The sequence below is a fragment of the Micromonospora sp. NPDC047527 genome (assembly GCF_040643015.1).
In the GTDB taxonomy this organism is placed as follows: Bacteria; Actinomycetota; Actinomycetes; order Mycobacteriales; family Micromonosporaceae; genus Micromonospora.
Genome location: NZ_JBEYTK010000013.1, coordinates 19,937 through 32,231 on the forward strand (window position 1 = coordinate 19,937; position 12,295 = coordinate 32,231).

General features: G+C 72.5%; 9 protein-coding genes. 4 read left to right on the plus strand and 5 right to left on the minus strand.

Annotation, left to right across the window (positions count from 1 at the left end; genetic code table 11):
• Window positions 1-13 precede the first annotated feature (13 nt).
• On the minus strand, window positions 14-970 hold the full coding sequence (locus tag ABZ808_RS29875; protein WP_357012727.1) for a beta-ketoacyl-ACP synthase III: 957 nt from the start codon (window positions 968-970) through the stop codon (window positions 14-16).
• A 180-nt stretch (window positions 971-1,150) separates the two neighbouring features.
• On the opposite strand from ABZ808_RS29875, the gene ABZ808_RS29880 reads away from it, so the two are divergent.
• Window positions 1,151-2,038: an SDR family NAD(P)-dependent oxidoreductase gene (locus ABZ808_RS29880; protein ID WP_357012728.1), complete on the plus strand. Its 888-nt coding sequence runs from the start codon at window positions 1,151-1,153 to the stop codon at window positions 2,036-2,038.
• On the opposite strand, the gene fabG is transcribed toward ABZ808_RS29880, so the two are convergent.
• From fabG to ABZ808_RS29900, 4 genes are all read right to left on the minus strand, one after another.
• On the minus strand, window positions 2,010-2,756 hold the full coding sequence (gene fabG / locus ABZ808_RS29885) for a 3-oxoacyl-ACP reductase FabG (RefSeq protein WP_357012729.1): 747 nt from the start codon (window positions 2,754-2,756) through the stop codon (window positions 2,010-2,012). The two genes, ABZ808_RS29880 and fabG, sit on opposite strands and share 29 nt — an antisense overlap.
• Complete coding sequence (locus tag ABZ808_RS29890) at window positions 2,753-3,217, minus strand: beta-hydroxyacyl-ACP dehydratase (protein WP_357012731.1); 465 nt, start codon at window positions 3,215-3,217, stop codon at window positions 2,753-2,755. The genes fabG and ABZ808_RS29890 overlap by 4 nt, the downstream gene beginning before the upstream one ends.
• Entirely contained in the window at window positions 3,217-3,585 is a 369-nt protein-coding gene (locus tag ABZ808_RS29895) for a hypothetical protein (RefSeq protein ID WP_357012732.1), read from the minus strand. Before ABZ808_RS29895 ends, ABZ808_RS29890 begins: the two co-directional genes overlap by 1 nt.
• Window positions 3,586-3,661: 76 nt before the next feature.
• On the minus strand, window positions 3,662-5,482 hold the full coding sequence (locus ABZ808_RS29900; protein WP_357012734.1) for a BTAD domain-containing putative transcriptional regulator: 1,821 nt from the start codon (window positions 5,480-5,482) through the stop codon (window positions 3,662-3,664).
• 282 nt (window positions 5,483-5,764) lie between these two features.
• Between ABZ808_RS29900 and ABZ808_RS29905 the strand changes: the two genes are divergently transcribed.
• From ABZ808_RS29905 to ABZ808_RS29915, 3 genes are all read left to right on the plus strand, one after another.
• On the plus strand, window positions 5,765-8,947 hold the full coding sequence (locus tag ABZ808_RS29905; protein ID WP_357012735.1) for a type 2 lanthipeptide synthetase LanM family protein: 3,183 nt from the start codon (window positions 5,765-5,767) through the stop codon (window positions 8,945-8,947).
• A complete protein-coding gene (locus tag ABZ808_RS29910; protein ID WP_357012737.1) occupies window positions 8,947-9,201 on the plus strand; it encodes a hypothetical protein in 255 nt (84 codons plus the stop codon). Before ABZ808_RS29905 ends, ABZ808_RS29910 begins: the two co-directional genes overlap by 1 nt.
• A 102-nt stretch (window positions 9,202-9,303) precedes the next feature.
• On the plus strand, window positions 9,304-12,207 hold the full coding sequence (locus tag ABZ808_RS29915; protein ID WP_357012738.1) for an AAA family ATPase: 2,904 nt from the start codon (window positions 9,304-9,306) through the stop codon (window positions 12,205-12,207).
• The last annotated feature ends 88 nt before the right edge of the window (window positions 12,208-12,295 follow it).

The following is a 12,295-nucleotide window of genomic DNA, read 5'->3' on the forward strand; positions in this document are numbered from 1 at the left end:
TGATCGAAAGTGGTCAGGGCATCCGGATGATCTGGCCGGCGTAGGCGAGTCCCGCCCCGAAACCCAGGAGCATCACGCGATCGCCGGGGGTGGTCCGACCGCTCTCGTACAGCCGGCTGAGCGCCAGCGGAACCGACGCGGCCGAGGTGTTGCCGGTGTCGACGATGTCCTTGGCGACCTTCTCGTCCGGGATCTGGAGGATCTCGGCCAACTGGTCGACGATGCGCAGGTTCGCCTGGTGCGGCACGAACCAGTCGATGTCCGACAGCTCGATGCCGGCGAAGGCGCACACCTTGCGGGCCACCCTCGGCACGTTCTTGGTAGACCAGCGGTAGACCAGGGGGCCGTCCATCTTGGCGAACTCGCGGCCGTTGGCGTCCCACTTGGTGCCGAGGATGTCGGACCGCGAGCCGTCGCTGCCCCACACGGTCGGGCTGATCCCGTCGACCTCCGCGGGAGAGACCACCGCGGCACCCGCGCCGTCACCGAAGATGACGTACGTCGCCGGGTCCTCCGGGTCGATGAAGCGGCTCAGTTGTTCCGCCCCGACGACCAGCACGTTGCGGGCGCCGCCCATGCGGATCTCGTTGGCCGCGATTCCGATCGAGTAGGCGAAGCCGGCGCAGGCGGCGTTCAGGTCGAACGCCCCGGTGGCGGTGATGCCGATCCGGCTGGCCACCTCGGGCGCCCCGCCCGGAATGCGGTCCTTCTTCGTCGCCGAGGCGAGGATGACCAGGTCCACCTCGGACGGGTCGACGTTGGCCATGGCCAGCGCCTTGCCGCCGGCCTCGGCGGCCATCATCACCACGGATTCCTCCGGCCCGGACCGGTAGCGCGATCGGATGCCGGTCCGCTCCTCGATCCACTCCGGAGTCACGCCGGCTTCCTCGGAGATCTCCTCGTTGGTGATCAGTCTGCTCGGCCGGTACGCCCCGAGCCCGGTGATTGCCGCACCTGTCATCTGTGCCATCGCCTCCTCCGCGCCACGCCTGGTCGGCGTCCTGGTGGCACCGTCCGGAGGCAGTGTTCGGCGGGGCTCTCATAACTTCTCTACATCGCACCCGGTATGGAGAAGAGATAGTCCGGCCACGGACCGTACGGCGGAAGTGTGTCGCCGCAGGCGGGCATGCCGATTTCCGAGGGAGCGCGCATGAAGGAATTCCGAGGCAAGGTCGCGGTCGTCACCGGTGCCGGTTCGGGCATCGGGCGGGCGTTGGCGGTCGAGCTGGCCGCGCAGGGCGCCCGTCTCGCCCTCTCCGACGCGGCGGAGGAGGGCCTGGCACGGACCGCCGCGATCTGCGCCGAACGGGGAGCCGAGGTCCGCACCTACCGACTCGACGTCACCGACAGGTCGGCCGTGCAGGCCCACGCCAAGGAGGTACGCGCCGACTTCGGCGGTGCCGACCTGGTGATCAACAACGCCGGGGTGACCCTGCTGGCCTCGATCACCGAGGCCAGGTGGGAAGACATGCGGTGGGTGCTGGACGTCGACTTCTGGGGCGTGGTGCACGGCACCCAGGCGTTCCTGCCGCTGCTCGTCGCCTCCCGGGGCCACCTGGTGAACATCTCCAGCATGTACGGGTTGACCGCGGCGCCGGCGCAGAGCGCGTACAACGCGGCCAAGTTCGCCGTGCGGGGTTTCACCGAGGCGGTGTTGCAGGAGATGCGGGTCGGCGACGTGCCGGTGCGGGTCAGCTGCGTCTACCCGGGCACGGTACGCACCGAGATCTTCAGCAACGCCCGGGCCTCGAAGGGGCTCGGCTATGGCGGGGTCCGGGAGCGCTACGCCCGGGAGGCGACGACCTCGGCCGATCAGGCCGCCCGGATCATCCTGCACGGGGTCCGGCGCAACCGAGTGAAGATCATCGTTGGGGCGGACGCCCGCCGGGTCGACCTGCTCACCAGGTTGCTCGGCACGGCCTATCTGCGGATCACCGCGCACCGCGCCCGGACGCAGGCGAGCCAGGTCCGCCTGGAGGCCATGCGGGCCCGGCTCGCGGCACAGCGGGTCAGAACGTCAGACCACCGTCAACCGTGACGACCTGCCCGGTCAGGTAGGAGGCCCGCTCCGACAGCAGGAACGTCACCACCGGGGCGACCTCCTCCGCCTGGCCGAGCCGGCCGAGAGCGGTCCGCTGCTGGACGCCCACGGCCAGCCCGGCAGGCAGGTCGTTCAGCATGTCCGTCTCGATGAAGCCCGGCGCCACGGTGTTGACCCGGATCCCGTACGGGCCGACCTCCTTCGCCAGCGCCTTGGTGAAGCCGATGATGCCGGCCTTCGAGGCCGAGTAGTTCGTCTGGCCCGGGCTGCCGGTCATGCCGGCCACCGAGGAGACCGTGACGATGGCGCCACCACGACGCCGCATCATCCGGCGGATCGCCGCCCGGCACACGTTGTAGACACCCCCGAGGTTGACGTCGATCACCGACTGCCAGTCCTCGTCGGCCATCATCGCCACCGGCCGGTCGCGGATGATCCCGGCTACGGTCACCAGGGCCGCGATCTCGCCCAGGTCCCGCTCCACCCCGGTGACGAAGTCGCGCACCTGCGCGGAATCGGCGACGTCCACCTGCCGGGCCAGCACCTGGGCACCGGTCTCCAGCACCTCCGCGGAGACCTTGTCGGCGGCCTCCCGGTTGCTCTGATAGCAGAAGGCCACGTCGTACCCGTCTGCGGCGAGCTGCCGGACCACGGCCCGGCCGATCCCTCGGGATCCGCCACTGACCAGGGCGACGGGTCGTCGGGTTTCACTCATGTCGACTCCTTGACGTCGGAGACCCCGGCCAGGACGGCGGGGCGAAGCGCGGCCGCCGGGCGCACCGCGCCGACCAGACGACCGACCTGCATGACCACCTCGGCGCCGACCACGCTCTCGCCCCGGACGAAGCCCGTGTCGGCGATCAGTCGGATCAGCTCGACCCGGTGCTCGACCGTCTCACCCGGCAGGACCGGCCGGCCGAAACGGATTCCCTCGAAGGCGCCCGCGATCGGCACCCCGTCGGTCAGCACGTCGGGCATCGGTCGGTCGTGCCTGATCAGGACCAGCGCGGCCTGGCCCCACGACTCCAACAGCAGCACGGCAGGCAGCGGCCGGGGCCCGGTCACCGTGTAACTGCCCACCAGCCGGCGCCGGGGTACCAGTTCGCTGACCCGGTCGACCAGGAGCATCGGTGGGCGGTGTGGGATGAGCCGTCGAATGTCGTCGCGGTCGAGCATCAGCCGTTCCCTTCCTGATAGCGCAACACCACCTCGGCGGCCGGCACACCGGACACGGCGACCGCGCCCCGGCGTAGCCCGCCGTCACACCGGATGGTGATGACCAGTTCGTCGTCGAGATCGATCGTTCGGAGGAACCGGCAGGACACCAGCTCGGCGAGAATCGCCGACGGCGTCGCCGCGAGGACGGCGCGGTGCACGTACTCGACGATGTAGACGCCGGGCAACAGGGGGAAGCCGGGATAGTGCCCGACGAAGACCGGGTCGTCCCGGTCGGGCCGGACCCGGGCGACGATCTCGTCCCCGCTGGCGTGGTCGAGATCGATCCGCGCGCTGGTCGCGCACTCGGGCGGGATCAGGATGGTCACTGGCTGACCGTGCCGGCACCGGCTATATCTTCTCCATACGCTGGCCGCCGGGCGCACGGCGGAGATGCCGGCGCGGTCAGGCGGACATCGCCGACCGGGCGGTCACCACGCGGTGGTCCACCGGGTCGGCCTTCTCCCGCGCGAAGACCCGCACCAGGTCGTGGAAGCGGTGTCGCTGCCGCCGCCCGCCGTCCGAGCCCGCGATCTCCAGCAGTCGGGCGTCGACCAGGCCCTCGGCGACCTCCTCCCCCACCCGGGGCGTCACGCCGAGCACCCGGGCGGCGGCCCCGATCGGGAAGTCAGCCGTGTCCAGCAGGGCCAGCCGGCGCAGCGCGACCTGGCTCTCGACCTCCAGCTCCTGGTAGCTGCCCTCGATCCGGGCCCGCACGTCCAGCGTCCCCAGCCGCAGTTCGTTGAGACGGAACCGTTCGTCGGCCAGCCGCTGCGCGAGGTAGCGCAATGACCAGTGCGGCCGGGCGATGAGACGCGCCGCAGCCACCCGGATGCCGATCGAGAGCCGCCCGCACAACTGCACGATCCGGTGTGCGGCACCGGGCTCGGCGGCCACCCTCCGCGAGCCGACGATCGTGGCGAACAGCTCCAGCGCCTGCTCCGGATCGAGGATGCCCACCTCGACGCGGGTGGCACCGGGCAACTCGGAGAGGCGGCCCCGACAGGTCAGGATCACCCGGCAGGATGGATCACCGGGCAGCAGCGGGCGGACCTGCGGATAGTTGGCCGAGTTGTCGAGCACCACCAGCACCCGGCGGCCGGCCAACTGGCTGCGGTAGAGGTACTCGCGTTCGTCGAGGCGCCTCGGAATGGCCTCCTCGGCATTGCCGAGGCTCCGGAGGAACCAGCCCAGCACGTCGCCCGGGTCGATGGCGTTGCCCCGGGTGCCGCCGAGGTCGGCGTAGAGCTGCCCGTCCGGGAACTCGCTGCGGCACAGGTGCGCGGCCCGCAGCGCCAGCGCCGTCTTGCCGACGCCGGCCATCCCGGTCAGCAGTGTGCGCTGCGGAGCGGACGGCGACGTCTCGGTGAGCAGCCCGGCCAGCTCCCGCAGTTCCTGCTCCCGGCCGCAGAAGTCCTGCGCTCCGGGCGGCAGCATCGCCGGTCGGACGTCGCGCCAGCCCGGTCCGGCCCGTGGTGCGACCGCGACGTCGGGCATCCTCGGGCCGGCCAGCACCCTCTGGTACGCCTCGGCCAGGGCGGAACCCGGATCGGCCCCCAACTCGTCGGCGAGCACCCGCCGGCCCTCGTGGTAGACGGCCAGCGCGTCGGCTTGGCGGTCACAGCGCAGCAGCGCCGTGATCAGGTGGCTGCGCAGTTGCTCGTGCAGCGGCTGCGCGGCGACCAGGTCGCTCAGCTCCACCACCAGCTCGGCCTGCCGGCCCAGCATCAGGTCGGCCGTGATCCGATCCTCCAGGACCGCCATCCGCACCTCGGTCATCCGGGGCGACTCCGCCTCGACGAGGTAGTCGGTGACGTTGGCGAGCGTCGCGCCGCTCCACAGCGCCAGCGCCTCGTGCAGTTCCCGCGCGGCCTCCTCGTACCGACCGGAGCGCAGCGCGGCCCGACCCAACCCGGCCAGCCGCTCGAACTCGTCGATGTCGAGCTGGCTGTCACCCGTCCGCAGCATGTACCCGGACCACTGCCGGACGATCTCCACCTCGTCGCCGAGATATTTACGCAGGCGGGAGACGTAGTTGTAGAGCTGGGCGGCGAACGTCGCGGGCGGGTTCTCGTCCCACAGCAGCTGGCAGAGCCGGGTGTCGGAGACGATTCGCCCTCGGGCGAGCAGCAGGACGGCCAGGACGGTTCGCTGCTTGGCGCCGTCCAACGGGACCTCACCGCCGTTGCGCCAGGCGCTCACCGGTCCCAGTACGCGAAACTCCACAGTCGCTCCGATCGGGTCAGCCCATCGAACAGTCGGAGAGTCGACCACCGTCATGCGCCGACGCATCTGTGCCGGGCACCCAAGTTCCGTCGCCCCCGCACCCGCGTCATGTCGCCACACCACCGACACCCGGCACCCGGTCGGGGCAGCCGGGCGGGCCCACCCGCCGTCGTGGATGACGAGACCGGAGGGTGCGCGGGCCACGGCGACCAGCCGGGACGACAAGAATTTGGGTGGATCCCACGCATGAGTTACCCGCCGTCGCTTGGCACGCTCTATTCGATGAACACCACGGACGCCGACGGCCCATCCAGCCTCGCTCCGGCCGAGTCGTACCGACTCAGCCGGAGCTGGTGGGCGCGTGGCCTGGCGCTGCACGAGCGGGTGGCCGCCAGCTGCGGCACCGACCCGGTGGACGCCGGGCGACTCGGGCACGCCCGGCAGCGGCTGGATCTGTGGCGGGCCGACCGCGGCCCGAATCTGGACGTCCGGCTGGGCGAGCTGGGCGTCGATGAGGACCGGTTGCTCGCGTGCATGGCCGAGGAGGACGGGCACCTCGCCACGCGGGTCGACCCGCCGTCCTGGGCGGTCCTGATCGAGTCCGCGGTGCGCGCCGCCGCGCCGCCTCCGTCGGTGCCGGTCCCATCGGACTGGAGGACGGCGTTCGCCCTGCCGTTGCGCCCGTTGGTCGACCAGGCGAGGATTCGCTTCCGCCGGGACGCCGGCCCGGTGACCGACGCCCACGTCGACCTGGGCGCGCTGGATGCCGCGTTGGGGGCCACCCTGGAACGGCAACTGGCCGCGTTGGCCGCCCGTACCTTCGTCGCGGAGCTGCACCGCCGCAGGACCGCCGGCCTGCTCCAAGGTGCCGACGGTCGCGCCCGATTCGTCGACTTCGTCGGCCAACTCGGCACCCCGGCGGGACTGGCCGCGCTGTTCACCGACCTTCCGGTCCTGGCCCGGCTGCTCGGGCAGGCCACCGCGCACGCCACCGACGCGATGCTGGAGCTGCTCGCCCGGTTCACCGCCGACCGGGACTGCCTGGTCGACGACCTCCTGGGCGGTGCCGACCCCGGTCCGCTGGTGGCAGTCGAGGACCGGCGGGGTGACCCGCACCGGGCCGGCCGGACCACCACCGTGATCCGGTTCGCCGACGGTCGGCGGCTGGTCTACAAGCCCCGAGACCTCAGCCACGACGCCCGACTGGCCGCCTTCGTCGGCTGGATGAACCGGGTGGTGCCCACCGTCGGCATGCGGACCGCCGCATGCCTGGTCCGCCCGGAGTACGGCTGGACCGAGTTCGTGATCGCGGCACCGCTGGCCGACCCGGGCGGCGCGGACCGCTTCTATCGACGTCAGGGCGCCCTGCTGGCGCTCGCCCACGCGCTGAACACCACCGATCTGCACTACGAGAACGTGATCGCCAGCGGCGAGGACCCGGTGGCCATCGACGTCGAGACGTTGTTCAGCCCCCGGTGGCGGCCCGCGACGGACAGCGGCGATCCCGCCGCCGACCTGCTCAGCGCCTCGGTGCACCGGACGGCGTTGCTGCCGCTGATCGTCGTCGGCGAGCAGGGCATCATGGACCTGTCCGGCAGCGGCGGCGACCAGGGCCGGCAGAGCCCGGTCAGTCAGATCGACTGGGCGGACCCGGGCACCGACCGGATGCGCCTGGTACGCCGCGCGTCCACCTTCGACGGTGCCTCGAACCGGCCCCGGCTCGGCGACCGCGTGATCGATCCGGAGGACCACGAGGCGGCGATGCTGGAGGGTTTCCGGCTCGGCTACGAAGCGATCGAGGCGCACCGCGGGGACTTCGCCCAGCTGGTCGAGGCGTCGTCGGCCATGACGGTGCGACTCGTCGTACGGCCCACCTGGGCCTACCGGACGCTGCTCGACGAGGCCACCCACCCGAGCCTGCTGCGCGACGGCCTGGATCGGGACCGCTTCCTCGGGCAGATCTGCGGCCGGACGACACTGCCCGGCGACCCGGTGTTCGCCCGCCACGAGATCGTGGCCCTGTGGCGCGGTGACGTGCCGTACTTCCACGCCCGGGCCGACAGCCACCAGCTGTCAGCCGACGGGGAGCCGACCGCGGTGCCGCTGTACCGCAGCGGCGTCGACGCGGCACTGGACCGGATCGCCGGGCTCGGCGAGGCCGACCGGCAGGACCAGGAGTGGGTCATCACGGCCAGCCTGGCCACCCGCCGGCCGGTCGGCGCGCATGGCGACGCGGCGCCGATGCCAGGGCCGTCGCACGGCACGGCCGCCCCACCCGAACGGCTGGTCTCGGCAGCCTGTGCGATCGCCGACCAGCTCGTCGCCCGTGGCGCACCGGGCCGGGACCGGGTGAACTGGCTCGGCCTGGAGCTGGTCGACGACCGGCAGTGGCTGCTGCTCCCGATGGGTGCCAGCCTCGCCAACGGGTACCTCGGCGTGGCGCTCTTCCTCGGCCAACTCGCTCAGGTCAGCGGCGTGGCCCGCTACGGCGACGTGGCCCGGCGGGCGGTCGCCGCGACGCCGGGGCTGCTGAGCCTGCTCTCGGATCGGCCGGAGCTGATCACGGCGATCGGTTGTGGTGGGCTGCACGGCCTCGGCGGAGTGGCCTACGGGCTGGCTCGGCTGGCCGTGCTGCTCGACGACCCGGAGATCGGCGGGTGGGTCGACACGGCGGTCGAACTCGCCGAGGTCGCCGTCGCCGGCTCCGCCAGCGACGACTGGGCCACCGGCCAGGCCGGCTGCCTGGCCGCGATGACCTCGATCCACGCCGAGCTGGGCCTCGATCGGGCGGCGGCGCTGGCCCGGACCTGCGCCGACCACCTGGCCGGTACGGCCGCGTTCGATCACCCCACCAGCCCGGCCGGCTTCGCCGAGGGCACGGCCGGCATCGCGTACGCCCTGCACCGGTTCGTCGACGCCGGCGGCGGTTCCCCGCAGCACGCGGACGCGGCACGGAAAGCTCTGCGGCACGCCCGGCATACCCCGACCAGCTCGTCCGGGTGGTGCGCCGGCACCTCCGGCCTGGCCCTCGCCCTCGCCGGCCGGCACGACACGGGCACCTCCCCCACCGCGGACTCGGACGCGCCGGCTCACCTCGTCCGGCGGTTGGCCGACCGGCCGCTGTCCCGCGACCTCAGTCTCTGCCACGGCGAGTCCGGCGTCGGCGAGGCGCTGACCGTGCTGGCCGCGGGGCCGGCCGGCGCTACGGCAGCCGCCGTGCTACGGCAGCGGACCACCCTGCTCCTCAACTCCCTGCAGTGGCAGACGCGCTACTGCGGCACACCCGACGGCGTGCTCACACCGGGGCTGTTGACCGGGCTCGCCGGCATCGGCTACGGGCTGCTGCGCTCCGCCCTGGCCGCGCGGATACCGTCCGCGTTGCTCCTGGAACCCACCCCACAGCCAACCGGACCCGGCTGGCTGTCGCTCACCAACCCCTTCACACCGAGGAGAGAAGAAAAATGATGTCTCACCAGCTCACCACCGACCTCGCCGACACCGACCTTGTCGACACCGACCACGTTGAGGAGACGCACCCCGCCGGGGAGCCGAAGGTCAGCCCGATGGTGGCCTTCGGCCTGCGTACGGCGGCCCTGGCCGGTCTGGCCATCCCGGTGGGTCTCCTGGTCGGACACCTGGTCGCAGGTGACGCCGGAGACGCCGTGGACGCCTCCGTCCCGCTCGCGCTGACCACCTGCTGCCCCACCTTCGCTTTGTGACCCTGGGCAGGGTCAGCCCGGTCGGCCGGTAATCTCGCCGGACTCGGTGTACCTGCCGACTGACCCTGGTTATCGCTGGGCGGCCTCGCTATCGTTGCCGCCGTGCAACGATCCCGCGTCCTGGTAGGCCGAGATGCGGAATTCGGTGTGCTGAGCGGCATGATCGAGGCTGCCCGCGTCGGGCGCGGGGGCGCGGTCTTCATCGTCGGAGAGGCCGGCATCGGCAAGTCGCGGCTCGCCGCGGCGGTCGCCGAGTCCGCCTACACCGCCGAGATGAGTCTGCTGCGGGGGCGGGCCAGCGCACTCGGCACCGGGGTGCCCCTGCGACCGCTGACCGAGGCGGTGCTCTCCCTGCTCCGATCCGCCACAGTGGACGTCACGGCGCTCGGCCCGTACGGCCCCATCCTCGGCCGGTTGGTGCCCGACTGGGGCACCAACCTCGCCGACCAGGAGACCGGATCGGTGGTGATCCTGGCCGAGGCGGTGCTCCGGCTGACCGGTCTCGCCGGCCAGGATCGCGGTTGCCTGATGGTCCTGGACGACCTCCAGGACGCCGACGCCGAGACGCTCATGGTGGTCGAATACCTGATCGACAACCTCGACCAGCAGCCCACCCTGCTGGTCGGCGTCATCCGGGCCGACGACTCCCCCGCGCTGGACGTCGCCCGTGCAGCGGCCCGCCGGGGCCGTTGCACGGTGATCGAGTTGGGCGGGCTCGGGCCTGAGGACCTGCGCGCCATGGCCGGTGCCTGCCTCGGCGTGGCGGCAGACGAGCTTCCCACGGCCGCGGCCGAGCTGCTCTGGGGCGGCAGCGGCGGCAACCCGTTCCTCATCGAGGAGATCCTCGCGGCGATGGTGGAGAACGGGTTGCTCCGGCACGGTCCCGAGGGGTGGCTCGTCACTCCGCAGGCGCCCGCCACCCTGCCCGCCGCCTTCGCCAGAAGCATGGCGCACCGGATCGAGAAGCTGAGCCCGCAGGCACGGGAGCTGCTGGCCTGCGGCGCCCTGATCGGGCAACGCTTCTCGGTGGCCGTGGTGCAGGCGGCGACCGGGCTCAGCGACCGCGACCTGTTCAACCATCTGCACGGCGACATCGTCGCCCAACTGGTGGCGCCGGACGACCAGTTGACCGACTGGTACACCTTCCGGCACCGCGTCACCCGCGAGTCGCTACTCGCCCTGGTCGAGCCGGACGACCGGCGGGAGTTGGCCCACACCGTCGCCGAGGCCGTCGCGAAGGTCCACCCGGAGTTGCCGGGTGAGTGGTGCCAGATCTCCGCCACCCTGCGCGTCGAGACCGGCGACGCCCTGTTGGCCGGTCGACTCTTTGCCGAAGCCGGCCGGAGGGCCCTCGCGCAGGGTGCCGCCACCTCGGCCGTCGCCCTGCTCGACCGGGCCTGGGAGCTCCAGGCCGACGGGCCGGCCGAGGCACGCGCCGACACCCTGGAGACGCTCCTACAGGCCCTCGGCGAGGCTGGCCTGGTCCGGCGGGCACTGGAGTTGGTCAACAGCCCGGACCAGGTGGCCGGTCTCCCCGCTCGACGGCAGGCCAGGCTGCACACCCGGCTGGCCTGGACCGCGGTGGTGGCCGGGGAGCTGACCGACGCGCTGGCCCAGGTGGAGATCGCCCGTGAGCTGCTCGGCCCGGACCCGGCTGCGGAGGACGAAGCCCCGGTCGACATCGTCGCCGCACACCTGGCCCTGGACACGCCGGGGCGGGGCCAGATGGAGGTCGCCGAGACCCTGGCCCGCCGGGCCGCCACGGTCGGCGCCGCAGTGCCGCTGCCGGTGGTGGCCTGTCAGGCCTGGCAGTTGCTCGGCGCGCTCGTCCGGCATCGCGACCCGGCCGAGGCCACCCGCTGCCTGGAGCAGGCCCGGTCCATCGCGGCCGAGCACGGCCTGCCGATCTGGGAGGTCCACGCGCTGATCCGGCTCGGCAACGACGACGCGTTGCTGCACGGCGCGCTGGACCGGCTGGAACAGGCCCGAGAACGGGCGCTGCGGGTCGGGGCGGTGACCGCCCGTCAGCAGGCCGAGGCGAGCATCGCACTGCACCTGATCATGCGCGGCGACTACCCGGCCGCACAGGACCTGATCGACCAGGTCCGCACCGCGACGACCCGCCTGAAGTTGATGGAGACCACCCAGTACGTGCTGCTGCTCAGCGCGGTGCTCGCCGCCCACCAGGGCCGGCGGATGGAGATGCAGGACGCGCTCGCCGAGTTCCGACGCTGGGGCGGTGACGAGAGCCTGCACACGCAGCGGGTCCACGGGCTGGCCGGCACGTTCTGCGCGCTGCTGGAGGAGGACCGCCCGCGGGCGTTGGACGAACTGTCTCTGGCGGTACGGGCGGAGGAGACCAACCCGACCGTGTTCCACCTGGGCGGGCGGCTCGGCCTCCAACTGCTGTTGCGGGCGATGGCCGGCGAGGTCAGCTTCCCGGCGTACGAGGCGATCGTCGGCGCACCGGCGAGCCAACTGCGGTGGGACCGGCAGTTCGCGCTCTTCGCCCAGGCGGTCCTGCTCGGCCGCGCGGGTCAGCACGGCGCCGCGACCGCCACCGTGGCCGAGGCGATGGAGGTCGGCGCGCTGTACGCGATGGGGCGGCACCTCGCCCTGCGGCTGGTCGCCGAGTCGGCGCTCGCCGACGGCTGGGGCACCCCCGTGGAGTGGCTGCGTGCCGCCGAGGACTACTTCCACCAGGCGAACGTTGTGCCGGTCGCCGGGGCGTGCCGCACGCTGCTGCGCCAGGCGGGCGCGCGGGTCGCCCAACGTCGGCGCGGCGCCGCCGAGATCCCACCTGAGCTACGGGCAGCGGGCGTGACGGTACGCGAGTGGGAGGTGCTGCGACTGCTCACCGGCCGGCTGAGCAACCGCGAGATCGCCGAGCGGCTACACCTGTCGCCGCGCACGGTGGAGCGGCACGTCTCCAGCCTCATCACGAAGACCGGCCAGCCGAACCGGATCGCCTTGAGCGATATCGCGACCGACTTCGACACGGGCTGACGTCTCGTTTCGGGTCCGCGCGGCGAACCGTCCGCGTCGAGGTCGCCCCGAGGGCCGGGCCTGGTCGGACCGGCCCCCGGGGTACGGG